Annotated in this window: 21 protein-coding genes; 9 read left to right on the plus strand and 12 right to left on the minus strand. The window is 70.1% G+C overall.

Translation table 11 applies throughout. The annotated features are described in order from the left end of the window. The first annotated feature begins 41 nt into the window (after window positions 1-41). The gene (locus KMW22_RS05610; RefSeq protein WP_221089053.1) at window positions 42-848 is read left to right on the plus strand and encodes a glycine-rich domain-containing protein; all 807 of its coding nucleotides are present in this window, start codon (window positions 42-44) and stop codon (window positions 846-848) included. Between the two features lie 339 nt (window positions 849-1,187). Here KMW22_RS05610 and nspC read toward each other — a convergent pair whose 3' ends face one another. From nspC to rpe, 5 genes are read right to left on the minus strand one after another with little or no spacing between them, the layout of a single operon-like run. Continuing rightward, entirely contained in the window at window positions 1,188-2,408 is a 1,221-nt protein-coding gene (gene nspC, locus KMW22_RS05615; RefSeq protein WP_221089054.1) for a carboxynorspermidine decarboxylase, read from the minus strand. Window positions 2,409-2,450: 42 nt separating this feature from the next. Continuing rightward, window positions 2,451-4,211 carry a DUF4034 domain-containing protein gene (locus KMW22_RS05620; protein WP_221089055.1) on the minus strand — a complete coding sequence of 587 codons (1,761 nt, stop codon included), beginning with the start codon at window positions 4,209-4,211 and terminating at the stop codon, window positions 2,451-2,453. 54 nt (window positions 4,212-4,265) lie between these two features. Next, window positions 4,266-4,760, minus strand: a complete 495-nt coding sequence (locus tag KMW22_RS05625; RefSeq protein WP_221089056.1) for a PsbP-related protein — start codon at window positions 4,758-4,760, stop codon at window positions 4,266-4,268. A gap of 56 nt (window positions 4,761-4,816) precedes the next feature. Beyond that, the gene (locus KMW22_RS05630; protein WP_221089057.1) at window positions 4,817-5,548 is read right to left on the minus strand and encodes a 2-phosphosulfolactate phosphatase; all 732 of its coding nucleotides are present in this window, start codon (window positions 5,546-5,548) and stop codon (window positions 4,817-4,819) included. Between the two features lie 3 nt (window positions 5,549-5,551). Further along, a complete protein-coding gene (rpe, locus tag KMW22_RS05635; RefSeq protein ID WP_221089058.1) occupies window positions 5,552-6,226 on the minus strand; it encodes a ribulose-phosphate 3-epimerase in 675 nt (224 codons plus the stop codon). A gap of 170 nt (window positions 6,227-6,396) precedes the next feature. Here rpe and KMW22_RS05640 point away from each other — a divergent pair, with 170 nt between their 5' ends. The 8 genes from KMW22_RS05640 (at window position 6,397) to meaB (ending at window position 14,024) form a co-directional block, all read left to right on the plus strand. Further along, window positions 6,397-7,041, plus strand: coding sequence for a winged helix-turn-helix domain-containing protein (locus KMW22_RS05640; protein WP_221089059.1), 645 nt, complete (start codon window positions 6,397-6,399; stop codon window positions 7,039-7,041). Further along, window positions 7,038-8,168 (plus strand): M48 family metalloprotease, encoded by a 1,131-nt coding sequence (locus KMW22_RS05645; protein ID WP_221089060.1) that lies wholly within the window; start codon window positions 7,038-7,040, stop codon window positions 8,166-8,168. Before KMW22_RS05640 ends, KMW22_RS05645 begins: the two co-directional genes overlap by 4 nt. Then, a complete protein-coding gene (locus KMW22_RS05650) occupies window positions 8,161-9,048 on the plus strand; it encodes an ABC transporter ATP-binding protein (RefSeq protein WP_221089061.1) in 888 nt (295 codons plus the stop codon). The genes KMW22_RS05645 and KMW22_RS05650 overlap by 8 nt, the downstream gene beginning before the upstream one ends. Continuing rightward, window positions 9,038-9,697: a hypothetical protein gene (locus tag KMW22_RS05655; protein WP_221089062.1), complete on the plus strand. Its 660-nt coding sequence runs from the start codon at window positions 9,038-9,040 to the stop codon at window positions 9,695-9,697. Before KMW22_RS05650 ends, KMW22_RS05655 begins: the two co-directional genes overlap by 11 nt. A gap of 106 nt (window positions 9,698-9,803) precedes the next feature. Next, window positions 9,804-11,939, plus strand: coding sequence for a methylmalonyl-CoA mutase (gene scpA, locus KMW22_RS05660; RefSeq protein ID WP_221089063.1), 2,136 nt, complete (start codon window positions 9,804-9,806; stop codon window positions 11,937-11,939). Then, the gene (locus KMW22_RS05665; protein ID WP_221089064.1) at window positions 11,936-12,535 is read left to right on the plus strand and encodes a hypothetical protein; all 600 of its coding nucleotides are present in this window, start codon (window positions 11,936-11,938) and stop codon (window positions 12,533-12,535) included. The genes scpA and KMW22_RS05665 overlap by 4 nt, the downstream gene beginning before the upstream one ends. Window positions 12,536-12,543: 8 nt before the next feature. Further along, window positions 12,544-13,089, plus strand: coding sequence for a hypothetical protein (locus KMW22_RS05670; protein WP_221089065.1), 546 nt, complete (start codon window positions 12,544-12,546; stop codon window positions 13,087-13,089). Next, the gene (meaB, locus tag KMW22_RS05675; protein WP_221089247.1) at window positions 13,071-14,024 is read left to right on the plus strand and encodes a methylmalonyl Co-A mutase-associated GTPase MeaB; all 954 of its coding nucleotides are present in this window, start codon (window positions 13,071-13,073) and stop codon (window positions 14,022-14,024) included. Before KMW22_RS05670 ends, meaB begins: the two co-directional genes overlap by 19 nt. A gap of 131 nt (window positions 14,025-14,155) precedes the next feature. Here meaB and KMW22_RS05680 read toward each other — a convergent pair whose 3' ends face one another. The 7 genes from KMW22_RS05680 to KMW22_RS05705 all read right to left on the minus strand — a co-directional run bounded on the left by KMW22_RS05680 (window position 14,156) and on the right by KMW22_RS05705 (window position 18,997). Continuing rightward, complete coding sequence (locus KMW22_RS05680) at window positions 14,156-14,803, minus strand: DNA-3-methyladenine glycosylase (RefSeq protein ID WP_221089066.1); 648 nt, start codon at window positions 14,801-14,803, stop codon at window positions 14,156-14,158. 69 nt (window positions 14,804-14,872) lie between these two features. Then, window positions 14,873-15,484, minus strand: a complete 612-nt coding sequence (locus tag KMW22_RS05685; protein ID WP_328774606.1) for a DNA-3-methyladenine glycosylase — start codon at window positions 15,482-15,484, stop codon at window positions 14,873-14,875. Further along, window positions 15,481-15,810, minus strand: a complete 330-nt coding sequence (locus KMW22_RS19280; RefSeq protein ID WP_235692652.1) for a hypothetical protein — start codon at window positions 15,808-15,810, stop codon at window positions 15,481-15,483. The genes KMW22_RS05685 and KMW22_RS19280 overlap by 4 nt, the downstream gene beginning before the upstream one ends. Before the next feature lie 65 nt (window positions 15,811-15,875). Then, the gene (locus KMW22_RS05690) at window positions 15,876-16,283 is read right to left on the minus strand and encodes a hypothetical protein (protein WP_221089068.1); all 408 of its coding nucleotides are present in this window, start codon (window positions 16,281-16,283) and stop codon (window positions 15,876-15,878) included. After that, window positions 16,280-17,245, minus strand: coding sequence for an ABC transporter ATP-binding protein (locus tag KMW22_RS05695; protein WP_221089069.1), 966 nt, complete (start codon window positions 17,243-17,245; stop codon window positions 16,280-16,282). Before KMW22_RS05695 ends, KMW22_RS05690 begins: the two co-directional genes overlap by 4 nt. Before the next feature lie 83 nt (window positions 17,246-17,328). Next, window positions 17,329-18,159, minus strand: coding sequence for an ABC transporter permease (locus KMW22_RS05700; RefSeq protein WP_328774607.1), 831 nt, complete (start codon window positions 18,157-18,159; stop codon window positions 17,329-17,331). Next, window positions 18,152-18,997 (minus strand): ABC transporter permease, encoded by an 846-nt coding sequence (locus tag KMW22_RS05705; RefSeq protein WP_221089070.1) that lies wholly within the window; start codon window positions 18,995-18,997, stop codon window positions 18,152-18,154. The genes KMW22_RS05700 and KMW22_RS05705 overlap by 8 nt, the downstream gene beginning before the upstream one ends. Window positions 18,998-19,124 lie beyond the last annotated feature (127 nt).

Consider the following 19,124-nt stretch of genomic DNA (forward strand, 5'->3'; position numbering starts at 1 on the left):
TGGTCGGCCCTGAGCGCCCTGCCGTCAAGGGAGCACTGGCCATGAGCCACCACGACCTGTTCTGTCAGTCCACGGTCAACCCTGTTCTCTGCGCCCCCCCGGCGGACCCCCTGTGGACCGCCCTGCAGCACCACGACCTGCCCCCGGCCCTGCTGCGCCGCCTCTCGCAGGCCCAGGGCTGGACACCGGCCCAGACCCAGGTGGCCGCGCGGGAATACCGGCGCTTCGTGTATCTGGCGGCCACCTGCCCGCACCCGGTCACGCCGTCGCGCGCGGTGGACGAGGTCTGGCACCTGCACCTCACCTTTACCCGCGACTACTGGGAGCGCCTGACGCCGCTGCTGCCCCGGCCCCTGCACCACGAGCCCGGCGAGGGCCACCCGGAAGACGCCGCGCGCTTTGAAGCGCAGTACGCGCAGACGCTGGAAGCCTACGCCGCCGCGTTCGGTCACCCGGCCCCCGCTGACGTGTGGCCACGCCCCCGGCCGGCCGAGGTGACCACGGCCGCTTCACCCCCACAACGTACGCGGGGCAGTGCCCGCCTGTCCGGGCTGGGCCTCGCCACGCTGGCGGCCCTGGTGGCCGGCCTGACCTTTGCCTGGAGCCCGGCCGCGCTGTGGATCGCCCTGGGGGCCTTTGCCCTCGTGCTCTTGCTCAGCCGCACAGCGCGCCCCGGACCCCGCTCGCGCCGCCGCGAGAAGGACGGCTGGGGAGACGGGGGCGTGGTCCTGCTGGGCGGCGGGGACGTGTCGGGGGCAGACGCGGCCAGCCACCACGGCGGCGACAGCAGCAGTGACAGCGGAAGCAGTTGCGGCAGCAGCTGTGGTGGCGGCGGCTGCGGCAGCTAAGCAGACCCGCCCTGGTCAGCCGCACCAGCCTGACGGAACCTCACCTCCTTGCTCTGCCCCGCACCCATGACCCGCGCGCCAGTGGCCCCGCAGGACCCAAGCCAGAGCCACCGGCGCGACCAGTTTCAGGGTAAGGAGATGGGCAGGCACAAAGCGGCGGGCAGACAGGGCGCGTGACCCGGGGGCAAAGGGGAACAGGGCCCCATAGATGGAACGGGGCCAGCCCTCCCACCGCGCCAAACGGAGCAACACTCGGGAACGAAATACGCAGGACGCGGAACCCCACTCTGCATGGGGTTCCGCGTCTGCCTCTCCTTTAGCGTGCGTTGCCTAGCAACCCTAGCTCAGCTTGGCCTTGAATTCCTCGTAGCCAAAGGTTTTCACGCGCTCGTAGGTGCCGTCCAGGCGCAGAATGCCGATGTCCGGGTGCTTAACCCCGTTGAAGAAGGTGGTCTTGACCATCGTGTAGTGAATCATGTCGTCAAAGACCACCCGGTCGCCAATGGCCAGCTGCCCGGGAAACACATATTCGCCCACCACATCGCCTGCCAGGCAGGTGGTGCCGCCGATCAGGTACGGGTGGCCGGGAGGGGCGTCCACGGCCTCGCGGTGGTCGTGTTCGGGGGGGTCACCCGCGCCCAGGATGCGGGGGCGGTAGGGCATTTCCAGCACGTCGGGCATGTGGGCCGACACCGAGATGTCCAGCAGCGCGGCGTCCTTGACGTTGTGCACCACGTCCAGCACCGAACTGACCAGCCAGCCGGTCTGCCAGCCAAAGGCGCTGCCGGGTTCCAGAATCACGTGCACGCCCCATTTCTCGCGGAAGGCGCGCACCACGCGGATCAGGCGCGGGATGTCGTAGCCCTCGCGGGTCATCAGGTGGCCACCGCCAAAGTTGACCCACTTCACCTGCCCCAGCACGTCCCCGAAGTTGCGCTCCAGCACCTCCAGGGTGCGCTCCAGGGTGTCACTGTCTTTCTCGCACAGGGTGTGGAAGTGCAGGCCGTCCACGCCGTCCATCAGCTCCGGGCGGAATTCGCGGCGGGTGACGCCCAGGCGGGAAAAGGGCCCGGCGGGGTTGTACAGGTCCGTTTCCACCTCGGCGTATTCGGGGTTCACGCGGATGCCCACATGCAGGGTGCGCCCGGCGGCCCGCGCCGCTTCGACCTGCGGCTTGAAGCGCTGCCACTGCGAGAACGAGTTGAACACGAGGTGATCGGCCAGTTCCAGGATGCGCGGAAACTCCTCGTCGCTGTAGGCGGGCGCGTACACGTGGACCTCGCCCTGCATCTCTTCGCGCGCCAGGAGGGCCTCGTTCAGGCTGCTGGCGGTGGCGCCCGTGATGCCGTACTCGCGCAGCAGGGGAAAAGCCGACCACATCGAAAAGCCCTTGAAGGCCACGATAATCTGCGCGCCGCTCTCGCGCTGCACCTGCGAGATCAGGGCGAGGTTGCGGCGCAGGCGTGATTCGTCGAGCACAAAGGCCGGACTGGGAATGGCCGTGAAATCCACGGAGGCCACCGGGGTCACCGCCGGGAGGGACAGGTCAGAAGCCGTCATGAGGCACAGGGTAGCGGGTTGGGGTGGGTCTGGGTCTGCGGTTCAGGGCACAGCTGGCTTCACATCATCAAGGCGCAGACGGTCCCCTTCAAACACTGGCCGCGCGTCGCCGCTTTCGATGCGTTCCACCAGCGCACGCTGCTCCGGCGTAAGAACCTGGCGCCACGGCTCAGAGGGCTCTGCCTGATGACACGCCCGGAACAGCACCACGGACATGATGCCCAGCGCCAGCAGGGGCCGCAGGGCCTGACCAGCGGTGGGCAGTGGCAGAGCTGAAAGCGTGGAGGGCAGGGCCGAGAGTGTGAAGGGCAGCGCCGGCCACAGCAGTGCACGCCGGGCCGTCCCCGCTTCCCAGTCACGCGCCTTGCTGCGGGCCAGCAGGCGCTGGGCACCTGCATGACCGCTCCCCCCAGCCCGCTCCAGCAGGTGGCGCGCGTAATTCAGGCTGTCCTGGATGGGGCGCGTCTTGACCGGGCGCAGCACCCCGTCTCCGCCCACTTCGACGCGCCCGGCCCGCAGCTGCTGGGCCAGCGCGACGCGGGCGTCATTGTTTCCCGCGTCTGCGGCGCGCAGCAGATAGCGGTAACGGTCTCGCTCATCCAGACCAAATTGCTGGCGAAAGGCACCAAAGTGCCCATAGACGTGCCAGCTCAGGTCGGGACTTCCCAGGTCAGCGGCCCGCAGGGCATCCCGGTTGACCTCTTCGGGCTCCTGGTCCGCACGCAGGACCACGAGCAGTTCAGCGGCCTCGCGGTTGCCTTCATCGCGGGCCCGCAGCAGCCAGGGTAGGGCGTCGGGCAGACGCCACGCAGGCCCCGCCAGTTGCAGCTTGCCCAAGCCGATCATGGCGTCGGTGTCACCCCGCTCCGCCGCGCGCCTGAGGAGGCCCGCCACGCGGGGGGCCAAGTCTTCAAGCCCCTGCCAGCCGTGCACGAAAGCAATGAGGCCATTGCCGTCCAGCGCAGCGTCCTCATCCTGCTCGGCTGCAGCCAGATAGCGCTCCAGAGCCGCGCGGCGCTCGGCCAGGGAACGCCCGGCAATGGTCAGGGCGACAAACAGCTGGTTGGCATGGAGGTCGCGCAGGTTGGCCGCCAGCTGGGCACGCTCAACCGCCACCACAAAGTCGCGGGTAAACGCCATCGCGTGGTGCGACACACAGACGTGAAATTCGGCCCAGAGGCGCTGCATGTCTGTCTCGGAGAGCAGACCGCTGGCCTGCTGCTGGCGCACGAACGCCAGCATCTGCGCCTCGCTGCCGCCCCATTCCTCGCGCAGGTGGTAGAGCATGATGCGCCTTAAGGTCAGGCTTTGCGGATTGGCCGCCAGCCCCTGGGTAAACCAGTCGGGATACTGCTGGGCGTCCACCTCGGCGGCCGAAACTCGGCAGCCCAGACTGTTGGCGGCCCAGCCACTCACGGCCCACGCTGCCAGGGGATTGGCCGTGAGTGTCACGGCGTGCCCGGCGCAGGCGGTGGCCTGTTCGGTAAAGTGCTCCAGCCCACGCCACCCCTGATCGCTCACATGGCTGGACTTCGCCTCTCCCCGCGCGGCCCAGGCCCGCGACAGCAGCCACTCTGCCAGCGCCACATGCGCCTCGTAAGAGCCCATATGCGCGTCCATCCACGCGCTGAAGCGCTCCCCCAGGGCGGGGTCCGGCTGCTGGAAAGCCTGAAAAGCGTTCAGCAGGTCGCGCTCGGCCAGCTGCCCGGCCTCAAACTGGCGCTGCAGCCCGCCCAGATGCTCTTGAAGGGTGCCGTACTGCTCGTCGCGCAGCAGGCGCAGAAAGTCGGGGGCGGCGTTCATCGAGTCTTCATGGTAGCGCCCCGCCGCCAGCCGTACCTGCGCAGCTGTGTGGCTCTACTTGAGCACTTTGAAGCTCTTGATAAAGGCGTCGTTCACCGGGGCCAGCTTGGCTTCCTGGCCCTGGCGGCTGGTGGCGGTCACCATGTAGACGCGGTTGCCCTTAACCGCGTAGGTGGCGATGAAATACAGCTTGTACTGCCCCTGGCGCCCGGTGTACACCAGCCGGTTGCCCTTCACGCCGCCCAGGGTGGCCGCCTGGTTTTTCAGAATCTTGCCGTCGGTGATCAGCTGCCCAATCTGCTTGACGTTCAGGGCGTGGTACTGCGCCTGGGTCATGCCGGCGGGAACGGGCTGCACTATCACGTTGATGTTGGAGGTAAAGTCGCCCTCGCGCTTGCCAGCGAACACCACCGCCGTGCCGGGGTACGACCCCTGCTGCCAGCCCGCCGGCACCGTGGCCGAGAAGGTGCCGGAAGGGTCCTTGTAGGTGGCGGCGTGGGCCACCCCCGAGAGCAGGATCAGGGCCAGCAGCGGGCGGAACAGGGTCATGGCCGCAGCGTACGGGGCCGGGCAGGGCGCGCAGGTCTGGAGCGCGGCCCCAGGTCTTAACCGGCCGTGAATCTCAGGGTGCCTTCGGGGGCGCCTTCACCGGGAACCAGGGTGGGCACCAGGGTGCTGGTGCTCAGGCCGGCGGCAAAGCGTACGTCCTCGCCCAGCCCCAGGCGGCTGAGGTGCTGGCCGTGGCCGCTGCTGCTCAGGGCTTCTAAGGGGTTCCCGCCGTTGCGGCGCACCGTCAGGGCAATGCGGGCGCCGTCGTCCACGGTAAATTCGCCCATCGCCAGCAGGTATTCGGCCAGCACACCGGCCGCGTACACGTCTTCCAGGCCCACATGGCTGTCGGTGCCCGCGCAGACAATGGCAATTTCTTCGGTGGCGGTGGCGCGGGCGCGGCGGGCCGCCGCGTGGGCGTTGGTCAGGGCGGCCAGAAAGATGTGCTTGCCGGTCCGGGCCGCCGTGTGGGCCGCGCCAGTGCCGTTGGTGGTGTTCATGACCACCGTTTTCCCGGTGAAGTTCTGGCCCGCTGCCTCGGCGGGGCTGTTGCCAAAGTCAAAGCCGGGAATGGGCAGGCCGCCGCGCTCGCCGCCCAGCAGGTAGGGGCTGCCTTCAGGGGCGCCGTCGCGCAGGGCCAGGGCCACCTCTGGGGTGGCGGTCAGCAGCAGGGCGTCGGCGCCGCGTTCCAGATAGGTCACGGCGGTGGTCGTGGCGCGCAGCACGTCTATCACCACCACCACGTCGGGGTAGGTGCCGTGCGGCAGCAGGTCAACGCGCAGGCGCATGGCTTACTTCAGCGCCTCGCGCAGGCGCTCCAGGCCGGCCGCCGCGCCGTCCTTGCCGTAGACCGCGCTGCCCGCCACCAGATTGCTGGCCCCAGCATGCACCACCGCGCGGGCGTTGGCGGCACTCACGCCGCCGTCCACCTGCAACTCGGCGGCGCTGCCCAGGTCGTCCAGCCAGCGGCGCACGGTGCGGATGCGCTCCAGGCTCTGCGGAATGAATTTCTGCCCGCCAAAACCCGGATTCACGCTCATGATGAGCACGAGGTCCACGTCGGCCAGTACGGGGCGCAGGGTTTCCAGCGGCGTGCCCGGGTTCAGGGTCACGCCGGCCTTTTTGCCCAGTTCCTTGATCTGCTGCACGGCGCGGTGAATGTGCGCCGTGGCCTCCACATGCACCGTCAGGCCGTCGGCCCCGGCCGCCGCAAAGTCCTTCAGGTAGCGCTCGGGGCGGTCAATCATCAGGTGCACGTCCATGAACAGCGGGCTGGCCGCGCGGGCCGCCGCCAGAATGGGGAGCCCGAACGAGATGTTGGGCACAAAGGCCCCGTCCATCACGTCCACGTGTGTCCAGTCGGCACTTTCGATGGCGCGCAGTTCCTCGCCCAGGCGGGCGAAGTCACAGGCGAGGATGCTCGGCGCGAGTTTGACGCGGCGGGCAACAGGGTCGGGCGTGGTCACGCCCCGCAGTCTACCCTGAAGCGGGCCGTGACTTCGCGCAGGTCATAAAACCCTGACCCAGTCTTGCCTCTGCAGAACCGTGGAGAAGCGCGGCCCTGTCCGAACAGGCCCCTCTCCAATTTTCAGTTTTTGGCGTTCCGACTGAAAATGACCCGGGGCATAGTGGCCCCATGAGCGACACACCGCCCCTGACCGTGCAGACCCCCGAGCAGGCCCTGGCCCTGCTGGACCCGCAGACCCTGAGCCTGCTGGGTGCCTTTGCCGAGCCCATGACCCCCAGCGAGGCCGCGCGCAGCCTGGGCCAGCCCGCCAACCGCGTGACCTACCACGTGCGCCGCCTGCTGAGCCTGGGCCTGCTGGAAACCGCGCAGACGGTGGGCAAACGCGCGCGCTACCAGGTGGTGGCCGTGACCTTCGTGGTGCCCTACCGCCTGACCGCCGCCGCCGACGTGAGCGAGATGTTCACGCCGCTGTTCCGCGAGGTCTCGGGGCGCTTTGCCCAGGCCGCGCGGGACCGCGCCCAGGAACTCAGCGAGGAGAGGCTGGAAGGCGCGATCACCCTGCGCCTGGGCCACCACCAGCCGCTGCACATGGACCCGCCCCCCGCCGCCCTGATTCGCTACGCCCTGAACGCCAACGTGCGCACCTTTGACCTGAACGCCGAGGACTACGCCGCGCTGCAGGCCGAACTGGGCGAACTGCTGGAACGCTACGCCGCCCGCGCCACCGCTGCGGGCGAGCGCCGCCCCTGCACCGCTGTGGCCATCACCTTTCCCGGCGCCCTGTTCGAAGCTGCCCCCGAGGCCGGCGCATGAGTGCCGAGCCCTCCACCCTGGCCCAGCGGCAGGCGCAGGACCGCTTTCGCCTGAAGCGCCTGGGGCTGTTTCTGCTGACCGGCACCGCCCTGAACCTGGGACTGGTGCTCAGCGGGGCCGCCGCCGGCCTGCGCGACCTGACCGGCGACGACACCCTGGCCCAGCGCGCCCTGTTCGTGGCGGCGTACGGGGCCGTGACCAGCGCCGCTCAGCTGCCGCTGGAGTACCTGCTGGGCTACCGTCAGGAGCGCCGCGCCGGCCTGCTGCGCCTGGGCACGGCGGCGTGGCTGCGTCAGTGGGGAGCGGCCAGCGCCGTGTCCACAGTGGTGCAGGGCAGCCTCTATCTGGCGGTCAGCGGCGTGTTCCGCGCGGCGCCGGACGCGTGGCTGCCCGGGGCCGCCGCCGCCATCACCGTTTTTCTGGGGGCGCTGGTGGCGCTGCAGCCCTGGCTGACGCGGCGGGCCGTGCGCCTGCGCCCCCTGACCGACGAACGGGTGAGCGCGCTGGCGCAGACCCTCTTTGCCCAGGCGGGGGTGCGCCTGACCGGGCTGCAGGTGGCCGAGGTCAGCCGCAACGCGCGGGTGGCGAACGCCTTTGTGCAGCCCAGCCTGCGCGGCGCACAGCTGATCGTCAGTGACACCCTGCTGGCCCAGGCCAGCGACGAGGAGTTGCGGTTTGTCATCGCCCACGAACTGGGACACCACGCGCGGCGCGATCTGTGGCGGCTGCTGGCGTGGCAGTGGCTGTCGCTGCTGGGCATGGTGGGCGCGGCGGCGATCCTGCTGGGCACGCTGGGCACCCAGGGGGGCCTGCAGGGGGCGGGAGATATTGGCGCCGTGCCGGTCCTGGCCCTGGCCTTTACGCTGGCGCAGCGTGGGCTGGACCTCGTGGGACACGCCCTGAAACGGCAGATGGAATACCGCGCCGACACCTACGCCCTGCGCCTGACCGGCGATCTGGACGGCATGGCGCGCGTGCTGGAACGCCTGTCGGACCAGAATCTGCAGGACCCCAACCCCCCGCGCGCCGCCGAGGTGCTGTTTCACGATCATCCGGCCCACGCGCGGCGCCTGGCGGCTGCCCGGCGGGTGCTGGCCCAGCCCCTGAACGGGGTGCGCCATGTCTGACGCCCTGACCGTCCAGGGGCTGACCAAGCGCTACGGCGCCCACCCGGTCCTGCAGGGCCTGAACCTGAGCCTGCCGGCGGGCGCCCTGGGGCTGTTCCTGGGGCCCAACGGCGCGGGCAAGACCACCACGCTGCGGCTGCTGGCCGGCCTGGAGGCCCCCGACAGCGGCACCTTCACCCTGCTGGGCCGCGCGCCCCACCCGGCGCTGCGCCGCGAGGTGGCCTTTACCCTGGAAGAACCGCGCTTTTACCCGCACCTGAGCCTGCTGGACAACCTGCGGGTGGTGGCCGGCTACCGGGGCCTGCGCCGCGCAGGGGTCTGGGCAGCGGGGGCGCTGGAGCGGGTGGGACTGCAGGCCAGCGCGCACCGGGCCTTCGGGCGCTGCTCGCTGGGCATGCGCCAGCGCCTGTATCTGGCCAGCACCCTCACCCCGGACCTGCGGCGGCTGCTGTTGGACGAACCCACCAACGGCCTGGACGTGGAAGGCCGCGAGGCCCTCTGGGCGGTGCTGACCCGCCTGCGGGCCGACGGGGTGAGCCTGCTGGTGTCCACCCATCAGGTGCTGGAAGCCGAGCGCTCTGCCGACCACCTGAGCGTGCTGCACGGGGGCCGCAGCGTTTTTGATGGCCCGCTGAGCGCCCTGCAGGCGCAGCGGCGGCTGGTGCTGCAGGTGCCCGACCCGGCCCAGACGGCGCTCGCCCTAGAGAGCCACGGCCACGCCACAGAGAGCGGGCGCGGCGCCGGCGAAGTGGTGGTGCAGGCCGCGCCCGCCCAGGCGGCGCAGGTGCTGGGCCTGCTGAGCACCCTGAACCTGCCCGTGTACGGCAGCCGCCCCGAAGACCTGGAAGAGCTGTACTGGAGAATCAAAGATGCGTCCTGAGCCCCTGCCCCTGCACCCGGAACTTCTGAAATTCAAGCGCCAGCCGCTGGCGCTGGCCCTGACGGCCTCGGCGCTGGGGCTGCCGGCCCTGCTGTGGGGGGCGCAGCACCTGGGCCCGGTGGCCCTGAGCACTTCGGCGCCGGGGTGGCTGCTGCCGGCGCACGCGGCGGTGGCCCTGCTGCTGCCCTACCTGCTGACCCTGGAAGACGGCCTGGGCACGCCGCGCTGGCTGGAGACCACGCCCACCCACCCCAGCCGCGTGGTGGCGGCCAAGGTGGTGCTGGTGCTGGCCGTGGCCCTGCTGGGCGCGGCGCTGGCCCTGGCGCTGGGCAGCCCGCTCCCCAGCCCGGCCCAGGCGCTGACCGGGCTGCTGGGCGTGCTCTCTAGCACCCTCACCCTGACGGTCCTGAGCCTGCTGACGCGCCACTTCGCCGCCACGCTGGTGATCAGCGTGGTGTGGCTGCAACTGGCCCCTGCGCTGCTGACCCTGCTGCCCGAGGGCGTGCGGGGCACGCTGGGGGCCATGCTGCCCGCCCTGGGCCTGACCCAGTTCGGGGACACGGCACATCTGCTGCCCCGGCTGCTGGCCCACGCCCTGCTGCTGCTGGTCCTGTGGGCGCTGCTGCACCGCCGCGCGCCGCACTGGTAGGCGGGAGGGACGGGGCTGGGTGGGAAGGCCTGTTGTCCTGGCCTTCCCACCCAAACGCCCGTTAGGCGGCGCGTGGCATCATGGGCCCAGACGGAGGCACCCACCCATGACCCACCCCACCGCCGATCTGGCCGCCTGGAAGGCCCTGGCCAGCAAGGACCTGAAGGGCGCCGACCCCGCGCGCCTGAACGCCCAGACCCCCGAAGGGCTGACCCTGAAGCCGCTGTACACCGCCGCCGACCTGGAAGGCGTGAACGCCGATACGCTGCCCGGCCTGCCGCCCTTTACCCGGGGCCCGCGCGCCACCATGTATGCCGCGCGGCCCTGGACCATCCGGCAGTACGCGGGCTTTTCCACCGCCGAGGAATCCAACGCCTTTTACCGCCGCAACCTCGCGGCCGGGCAGAAGGGCCTGTCGGTGGCGTTTGACCTCGCCACCCACCGGGGCTACGACAGCGACCACCCGCGCGTGGTGGGCGACGTTGGCAAGGCGGGCGTGGCGATTGATTCCGTAGAGGACATGAAAATCCTCTTCGACGGCATTCCCTTGAACGAGATGTCGGTGTCCATGACCATGAACGGCGCGGTGCTGCCCATCCTGGCGGCGTACATCGTGGCGGGGCTGGAGCAGGGCGCGCGGCTGGACGAACTCTCGGGGACCATCCAGAACGACATCCTCAAAGAGTTCATGGTGCGCAACACCTACATCTACCCGCCTGCGCCCAGCATGCGGATCATTGCGGACATCATCGAATTCACGGCGCAGGAGATGCCGCGCTTCAATTCCATCTCGATTTCCGGGTACCACCTGCAGGAAGCCGGGGCGAACGCCGCGCTGGAACTGGCCTACACGCTGGCCGACGGCCTGGAATACGTCAAGGCCGCGCTGGGCAAGGGTCTGAACATTGACGACTTTGCCGGGCGCCTGAGTTTTTTCTTCGGCATTGGCATGAACTTTTACACCGAGGTCGCCAAACTGCGCGCCGCGCGGCTGCTGTGGAGCGAACTGATCGCCCAGTTTGAGCCCAAAAAGCCCATGAGCCGCGCCCTGCGCACCCACTGCCAGACCTCGGGCTGGTCGCTGACCGAGCAGGACCCCTACAACAACATCATCCGCACGACCATTGAGGCGATGGCGGCGGTGTTCGGCGGCACCCAGAGCCTGCACACCAATTCCTTTGACGAGGCCATTGGCCTGCCCACCGACTTTTCGGCCCGCATTGCGCGCAACACGCAGCTGGTGTTGCAGGAAGAAACCGGCATTCCGCAGGTGGTGGACCCTTGGGGCGGCAGCTACCTGATGGAGCGCCTGACCCACGACCTGGCCGACAAGGCGCGAGAGCTGATGCGCGAGGTCGAGGCCCTGGGCGGCATGGCCAAGGCCATTGAAAGCGGCATTCCCAAGCTGAGGATCGAGGAAAGTGCGGCGCGCAAGCAGGCCCGCATTGACCGGGGTGAGGACGTGATCGTGGGTGTGAACAAGTACCGCCCCGCCACGGAAACCCCTGTGGACGTGCTGGACATTGACAATGCGGCGGTGCGAGAAGCGCAGCTGGCCCGCCTGGCGCACGTGAAGGCGGCCCGCGACTCCCAGGCCGCACAGGCCGCCCTGGACGCCCTGGAACACGCCGCCCGCACGGGCGAGGGCAACCTGCTGGCCCTGAGCGTAACCGCCATGCAAGCCCGCTGCACCGTGGGCGAGGTCAGCGACGCCCTGGAGCGCGTATGGGGCCGCCACGCCGCCGAGGTGCGCACCCTGAGCGGGGTGTACGCCGCTGGCTACGAGGGCGACGAGGGCTTCAGCGCCCTGAAAGGCGAAATTGAGGCCTTTGCCGAGGCCGAGGGCCGCCGCCCGCGCCTACTGGTCGTGAAGATGGGCCAGGACGGCCACGACCGGGGCGCCAAGGTCATTGCCACCGGCTTTGCCGACCTGGGCTTTGACGTGGACGTGGGCCCGCTGTTCCAGACCCCGGAAGAAGCCGCGCGCCAGGCCATTGAAAACGACGTGCATGTGGTGGGCGTCAGTTCTCAGGCGGCGGGGCACAAGACACTGGTGCCGCAGCTGATTCAGGCGCTGCGTGCCGAAGGCGCGGGGGACATCCGGGTGGTGGTGGGCGGTGTGATTCCGCAGCAGGATTACCCGGCGCTACGCGAGGCTGGCGCGGCGGGCATCTTTGGCCCCGGCACCCCGATCCTGCACAGCGCGCGCGAGGTGCTGCGCCTGCTGCGCGGGGAGGCGTGACCGGCGCCCCGGCGACCGTGACGGCTGGCCGGGGTCGGCCCGGCCCTGGTGCGGCTGGTGCAGCTGACTACCGCGTTCGGGCCGACGGTGGCGGCGGTGGTCTGCCCAGCAGCCTCGTCGTGGCTGGACCGCAGACAGGGGCCGCCGTGAGCAACCCGGCCCGCCGCCACATCGTACCGGCAGCCATGAAAGCCATGCTGCTCTCCGTCTGCACCCTGCTGACCCTGGCGGGGGCCCAGGGCCTCCCCCCTGTCCCGTACCAGAACACCCCGGCCGTGACCACGGTGGGCGGCCTGAAGGTCTGTCAGGTGGGCGAAACCCGCTACCTGCTGGACCGCGCGGGCCGGGTGCGCAGTCTGGACTACGCCCGCCTGATTCCCGACAACACCCTGCGCGTGCGCCAGAGCTATGACCGCGCCGGGCGCCTGACCGGCATGCAGGTGCAGTGGACCGGCTTTGCGGGCCGCCTGCTGGACGTGCGCGGGGCCTTCGACGCGCGGGGGCGGCTGGTCAAGGAAACGGGCTTTCGCCGGGCGGGCGTCACCACACCGCTGCGCTCGTACCTGCGCCCTGTGCCCCGGGGGCTGAAGTGCTGAGGCCCTACGTGCTGAGACGCTGGGCCGCGCTGGGCCTCCTGACCCTGAGCGTCTCGGCGGGGGCAGGTGGGGGCCACGCCCCGCTGCCTGCGGCGGCCCAGACCCAGGCGGTGCGGACGCTGGTGGCGCAGACCGACGCCGCCCGGGGGCAGTTCGTGGTGTTCTCGGGAAGCTCTGTGCCGTGCATCGTGGACGCGGCGTTCCAGGTGGACACCTGGACGGACCGGCGGGGCGTGGTGCGCCGCCTGTTCTTTTCGGCCACCAACCTGCTGGAGGGGGGCCGCACCGAGTATCTGGTGTACTGGGACGCCAGCGGCCACCCCCGGTATCTGTCCCAAAGCCAGTTGCTCCGGGCCGGGCCCACCGCCGGGCCGCAGCCCAGCCCAGGGGGCACCACCCGCACCGAACTCTTCATTGACCCTTCAGGCCGCGTGGTGCAGCGGCTGGAACAGGGGCCGATCACCGAGCAGGACCGCGTGCTGTGGCCGCAGATTCTTCAGAACCTCCGGCCCGCCGACCTTGTCAAGGAGCTGACCTGTCCACCCACCCGCTGACCTCTCCCCTGCTGTCGGGTCACCGCCGGGCGCTGGCCAAGGCGATCACGCTGACGGAATCCACGCGCCCCGAGCATGAAGAGAGCGCCCAGGCTCTGCTGGCGGAGGTACTGCCACACGCGGGCCGCGCCATTCGCCTGGGCCTGACCGGCGTGCCGGGCGTGGGCAAAAGCACGTTCATTGAGGCGCTGGGCCTGCGTCTGGCGGATGCCGGGCACCGCGTGGCCGTGCTGGCAGTGGACCCCAGCAGCGCCCGCACAGGCGGGTCCATCATGGGCGACAAGACGCGGATGCCCCGGCTGACGGTGCACCCCCAGGCCTTTATTCGCCCCAGTCCGTCCGGCGGCACCCTGGGCGGGGTGGCGCGGCGCACCCGCGAGGCCATCACGCTGTGCGAGGCCGCCGGGTACGACGTCGTGCTGGTGGAAACCGTGGGCGTGGGCCAGAGCGAAACCCAGGTGGCCGCCATGACCGACCTCTTTCTGCTGCTGACCCTGCCCAACGCCGGGGATGAACTGCAGGGCATCAAGCGCGGGATCATGGAACTGGCGGACCTGTGTGTGGTGAACAAGGCCGACACCAACCCGCAGGCGGCGGTGCGTGCCCAGACAGAACTGCGCGCGGCCCTGACCCTGCTGACGCCCCATGACGCCCCGTGGCGCCCCCTGGCCCTGCGCGCCTCTGCGCTGACCGGCGAAGGACTGGATGAGGTGTGGGCCGCTGTGGAGCGCTACCGCGAGGCCGTGGACCTGAGGGCCAAGCGCCGCGCCCAGACCGCCGTGTGGTTTGACGAGCTGCTGCGCGAGGCCGCGTGGCGCGCATTCCAGGCCGGGGTGGACCCGGAGCAGCTGCGCCAGCTGCGCGCCGAGGTGGAAGCCGGGCGCCTGACCGCTGTTCAGGGCGTGGCGACGCTGCTGGGCCTGTCTGCCAACTGAGACGGGCCGACTCTGATTCCAAAGCCTCTTGGGAAAAAAGAAGCGATGCTTTTCCATCGCCGTCGTCCCGCAAGTTCTGGTGTTCGCTTTGCGATACAGCGGTGCAAGTCCGCTCACCCCTCGCCTTCGGCTCACCTGAGTCCCGTCTGAGCCCCTCCGCCCCCAGCACTGGGCTTACCCGGCGACACCCACGCGTTGCCCGTGATCAGAAAGCGCCAGGGCAACTCGGCCCCCTGGCGCAGGCCCACGCGGGCGGTGGTGGTCACCTGCTCGTCTGGCACAGGCTCGCCGGGCACCAAGTAAAATGCCGGCCCATTGATCGGTTGACCGCGCAGCTCTGGGTCCAGGTGCAGGGCCTGCACCAGCTTGGCGGGGCCGTTGGTCAGGTCCACGCGGCGCTTCACGGGGCGGCGCTCGCGCATGCGCTCCTCGCCCAGCAGCGGCTCGGCGGCGCGCACCAGAATGGACGCCTGCACACCCTGGGGGCGGCAGATCACGTTCAGCAGCGGCTGGTCGTAGGCGAGGTGGTAGTACACGCGCCCGGGTGGCCCGGCCATCATGGCGGCGGCGCCGGGCAGACGGGCGATGACGTGGCAGCTGGGGTCACGCGGGCAGTCGTAGGCTTCGGTTTCCACGATGCGGGCGGCCAGGGTCACGCCGTCCGGCAGCACCCGCACCATCACGGCCCCCAGCAGCGCGCGGGCTACGGCTACCGGATCACCCGCGAAGAACTCGGGGGGCAGGGCCTGCTCCTGCGGAAAGGCCGGCGCAAACAGCATGGCTGAGCTTACGAAACTGGGCGGCCCAGGCCCCTGGGGCCACCTTGATCGTCCATCAACGATCAACCATCAACTGTCTCCCACCACCTCCATGCTGGGCAGGGCCGGTGACACCCAGAGATTGCCGCGAATGGTAAAGCGCCAGGGCAGGTGGCGCCCTTCCTTGATGCCCACGCGGGCGGTCACGCGCACGGCGTCATCGTCCAGGGGGGTTTCTGCGGGCAGCAGATGAAGGGCGGGGCTGTCCACCCGCGTGCCCGCAATCTGGGCGGGGTTCAGGCCCAGGGCATAGACCAGCTTGGCCGGGCCGTTGCTCAGGTCGCGCTCGCGGGTCACCGGGCGGAAGGTGAGCATCTGGCCCAGGCCTTCGAGCGGCTCTATGGCGCGGATCAACACACTGGCCGACACGCCTTTGGGCCGGCAGGAGACCTGCAGCAGGGGGTGACCGTGCGCCGCCCAGAACAGCCAGTGGCCGGCGGCAATCGCCATTTCAGCGCTGCGGGCAGCGTGAAAGCGCCCGGCGGTGCAGGCGGGGTCGCGCGGGCAATCGTAGGCTTCGGTTTCGACAATGCGGCCACTGAGGCGCTCGCCTGTGTCCAGCACGCGCACCAGCGTGGCCCCCAGCAGCGCGCGGGCAATGGGCACCGGGTCGCCCGCAAAGTGGCTGGGAGGCAGGTTCACCGGGCTGGGCGGCGGCTGGCAACGATCACCCAAATGAGGCCCACGCCAACCAGCAGGGCAAATCCGATGTCCAAACCCGTCAATGTCTCCTGGCGCGCCAGCTTGAGGATGGGACGCGCCAGAGGGGGCCATGCCAGCGCCACCATGAGCGGCCAGGGCGGGCCCTGAACAACCGGCCGTCCCCGCGCCCGCCACAGCTCAGCGCCCGCCCAGATGATGAAGGCGAAGGGCACCAGAGCCAGCACCACACGCAGCGCCCGGTGATCGGGCAGCACCAGCAGACCCATGGCAGAAGCGCCGGCGTACGCGGTCACGATGACCAGCATCAACCACCCTGCCCCCACGCTGGGCGGCGGGCCCCGGTAGGTTTCCTGCTCTGGCTGTGGCCCAGTCATGACGCGTCACTGGGGTGACACGCCGCCACCACGAACAGGCCCAGCAGCGCCACCAGCCCAGCCAGCAGGGCGCCATCAAGGACGGGGACGCCGGCGTCCAGCGCCCGCATCACCCGCCGGCCCAGCAGCTGAGCGGTCAGGAGCACCATCATGGTCATCACGAGGCGCTGGCCGTGGTCCTGCGCTGTGGCCTCCCCTGGGCCGCGCACCAGCCGCCGAAGCAGCCAGCCAGCCAGCCCAGCCTGCACCGCCGCCACAGTCCAGGACAGGGCGTGGTGATCGGCGGGCGGCAGCCACAGGGCCAGCTGAACCCCGGTGCCCAGCAGCGCCAGCACCACCAGGCCCCAGAGCAGCAGCTTTTCCCCGCCACGCGGCGCGTGTTGGGGAGCAGTGCGGCGCGTCATGTCCCCGAGTGTACCGCCCCCCGCAGCAGCCCGCCCTCGTAGATGCGGCGAATGGTGGCCTCGATGTCGGGCTCTTTCACGGTCAGGTCGCGCACGGGGGCGTGGGCGGTCACGCGGGCAATGGGGCCAGCGGCGGGGCCGGTAAAGGCGTAGCGGGCGCGGGGCCCCTCGGTGCCCAGCAGGGTCAGGCCGGGCACCTGGGCATCGGCGGGAGACGCGTCGTAGTCCACATGCAGTTCACGGGCGCTGCCGTAGCGGGTCTGGAGCTGGCTCAGGTCGCCATCGTAGAGCAGCTGGCCGTGATCAATGATCAGCACACGCCGGGCCAGCCGTTCCACGTCGCCCAGGTCGTGCGTGGTCAGCAGCACCGTCACGCCGCGCTCGCGGCTGACATGGGCCACAAAGTCGCGGATGCGCTCCTTGGCCACCACGTCCAGGCCCACGGTGGGTTCGTCCAGAAACAGCAGTTCCGGGTCATGCAGCAGCGCGGCGGCCAGATCGGCGCGCATGCGCTGGCCCAGGCTAAGGGCCCGCGCCGGGGTGTGCAGAAAGGGCCCCAGGTCCAGCAGGTCAGTAAAGGTGGTCAGGTTGTCCTGCCAGCGGGCCGGCGGTACCCGGTACACGTGACGCAGCAACTCCAGGCTGTCGCGCACCGGCAGGTCCCACCACAGGGTGGTCCGCTGCCCGAACACGGCCCCCAGCCGCGCCACATGCTGGCGCCGCGCCTTCCAGGGCACCAGCCCGCCCACGCGCACCTCGCCCCGGTCTGGCACCAGCAGGCCAGTCAGAATCTTGACGGTGGTGCTTTTGCCTGCGCCATTGGGTCCCAGGTAGCCCACGACCTCGCCGGGCGCCACCTGAAACGAGATATCGCGCACGGCCTCATGGACTCGCCGCACTGGGCGCAGGGGCGAGCCACCCCGGCTGGTAAAGGTCTTGTGCAGGTGTTCAACGTGAATCATGGAACCTCCTTGGCGAATGGTGGGGAGGAAGTGGGCAGTGGAGAAGGCGCGAGTGCTGTTTCACTCACCACTTTCCACTCCCCTCACGTTCCAGTGCCCTGATAGCGCCGCAGGCCCACGCGCCAGAAGGCGAAGGCCAGGGCCAGCACCGCCGGGCCCACCAACGGCGAGAGAAAGGCGGCGGCCGGGGGCAGGCCGTCGGGTAGGGGGCGGCCCAGCAGGTGCAGCACCGGGAAGTACGACAGAAAGGCCGCCGGAATGAGGTAGGTAAAGGTCTTGCGCAGCCACTCGCCGTAGATGCCCATGGGGTAGCTGATCAGGGTGCGCCCGCCGTAGGTCAGCACGTTCATGGCTTCCACGCTGTCCACCGTCCAGAAGGTGAGGGTGCCTCCCACCACGAACAGGCCGCCGAAAAAGCAGATCAGGCCCAGCACGCAGCCCGCCAGGAGTGCGGCGTCGCCCAGGGTCCAGGCGTGGGCGGTGTGCGTCACCCCGTAGGCAAAGATGGCGGCGGCCAGCCCAATACGCGCCACGCGCCGCAGCGCGAAGTCGGACCCGAACACCTGCACCACCAGCGGCACCGGGCGCAGCAGAAAAGTGGAAAAGGTCCCGGCCCGCACATGGGCCGACAGGTTGGGGGCGTCAAAGCCGCCGAACAGCAGGTCCATCAGCACAAAGGACAGTTCGGCCAGCCCGTACAGCAGGCAGACTTCGCCCAGGGTCCAGCCGCCCAGGCCCCCGAAGCGGGGCAGGACTAGTGCCAGCGCGCCAAACTCGGCGGCGGTGATCAGCAGGGTGCCCAGGGCGTCCAGCACCAGGGCCCCCCGGTACGTGGCCTGCGAGCGCACCTGCGCGCCCAGCAGCCGCCCATACAGCTGCAGATAGTGCGCAGCGCTGCGCAGCGCCCTAGCCACCGGCCACCTCCAGGCGCCGCAGCCCCCGGTGTAGGGTAAAAGCCGTAACGGCCAGCATCCCCAGCGCCCAGGCGGCCTGCACCCCCAGCGCCTCCCAGGCGGCGGCGCCGCGCTGCACGCCCACCCAGACCTCCACGACGGTGTTCAGCATGGCGGGAAACGGGGTCCACGAGAGCCACGCCTGAACCCAGTCGGGGAAAAAGGCCAGCGGCATCAGAAAGCCGCAGCCCAGCCCCAGCACCGCCCAGCCAAAACGGCCAAAGCCCGCCGCGTCCGGCGACCAGAAGGCCGCGCAGTTCACCAGAAAGCGGAATAGAAAGCCGCAGGCCCAGGCCAGCAGCACGCTCAGGGTCGTCTGCAGCCAGCCCAGGGCGCCGTCCGGCCACACCATGCCCCACAGCGCCTCAAAGAGCAGCAGCATGGGCAGGCCGCGCAGCACAAACTGCCCGGCGGCGCGCCCAGCGTCCTGCGCGGCCCAGAAGCCCAGCAGGTTCAGGGGCCGCAGCAGATCGGCCGCCACCTCGCCCCGGTGCACCGTGCGCATGAAATCGGTCCAGCCAAAGAGGCTCAGGGCCATGATGAACGCCTGGGTCAGGCCGGTGTAGGTGATCGCGTCCTGCGCGGTGTAGCCCGCCACCTGGGGGCGCGTGCCGAACAGCGCCAGCAGCACCGCCACGCGCAGCACCCCAAAAAAAGTATTCGTGATCAGGCCCCACAGCGCCGCCTGCGGGTAGGCGAACTGCCGCCGAAACCCCAGCCGGGCCACCGCCCAGGGCAGGGCGAGCGGCGACAGCAGGGCGCCGCCCCTGACGCGCGCAGGCGCCGGTGCATTGGTCATAGCTTTTTCCCCCTCTTTCCAGCATGCCGAACCGGAAGCGCTCAGGGTAGCGGGCGCGGGCCAGGGCCGAACATAGGCCGCTTGGCGGAGGGTGGGCGGGAGAGGGGGCCTGTCCGGTTGTCGAGGG

Source organism: Deinococcus aquaedulcis (assembly GCF_019693445.1).
Classification (GTDB): domain Bacteria; phylum Deinococcota; class Deinococci; order Deinococcales; family Deinococcaceae; genus Deinococcus; species Deinococcus aquaedulcis.

Excerpts from the sequence above, each read along its gene's own strand:
- KMW22_RS19280 (WP_235692652.1), bottom strand. The coding sequence starts at position 15,810 with ATGCTGGTCATCGTGACCGCGTACGCCGGCGCTTCTGCCATGGGTCTG.
- KMW22_RS05705 (WP_221089070.1), bottom strand. The coding sequence starts at position 18,997 with ATGACCAATGCACCGGCGCCTGCGCGCGTCAGGGGCGGCGCCCTGCTG.
- nspC (WP_221089054.1), bottom strand. The coding sequence starts at position 2,408 with ATGACGGCTTCTGACCTGTCCCTCCCGGCGGTGACCCCGGTGGCCTCC.
- KMW22_RS05625 (WP_221089056.1), bottom strand. The coding sequence starts at position 4,760 with ATGACCCTGTTCCGCCCGCTGCTGGCCCTGATCCTGCTCTCGGGGGTG.
- scpA (WP_221089063.1), top strand. The coding sequence starts at position 9,804 with ATGACCCACCCCACCGCCGATCTGGCCGCCTGGAAGGCCCTGGCCAGC.
- KMW22_RS05690 (WP_221089068.1), bottom strand. The coding sequence starts at position 16,283 with ATGACGCGCCGCACTGCTCCCCAACACGCGCCGCGTGGCGGGGAAAAG.
- KMW22_RS05640 (WP_221089059.1), top strand. The coding sequence starts at position 6,397 with ATGAGCGACACACCGCCCCTGACCGTGCAGACCCCCGAGCAGGCCCTG.
- KMW22_RS05645 (WP_221089060.1), top strand. The coding sequence starts at position 7,038 with ATGAGTGCCGAGCCCTCCACCCTGGCCCAGCGGCAGGCGCAGGACCGC.
- KMW22_RS05680 (WP_221089066.1), bottom strand. The coding sequence starts at position 14,803 with ATGCTGTTTGCGCCGGCCTTTCCGCAGGAGCAGGCCCTGCCCCCCGAG.
- KMW22_RS05650 (WP_221089061.1), top strand. The coding sequence starts at position 8,161 with ATGTCTGACGCCCTGACCGTCCAGGGGCTGACCAAGCGCTACGGCGCC.
- KMW22_RS05610 (WP_221089053.1), top strand. The coding sequence starts at position 42 with ATGAGCCACCACGACCTGTTCTGTCAGTCCACGGTCAACCCTGTTCTC.
- KMW22_RS05695 (WP_221089069.1), bottom strand. The coding sequence starts at position 17,245 with ATGATTCACGTTGAACACCTGCACAAGACCTTTACCAGCCGGGGTGGC.
- KMW22_RS05620 (WP_221089055.1), bottom strand. The coding sequence starts at position 4,211 with ATGAACGCCGCCCCCGACTTTCTGCGCCTGCTGCGCGACGAGCAGTAC.
- KMW22_RS05655 (WP_221089062.1), top strand. The coding sequence starts at position 9,038 with ATGCGTCCTGAGCCCCTGCCCCTGCACCCGGAACTTCTGAAATTCAAG.
- KMW22_RS05630 (WP_221089057.1), bottom strand. The coding sequence starts at position 5,548 with ATGCGCCTGCGCGTTGACCTGCTGCCGCACGGCACCTACCCCGACGTG.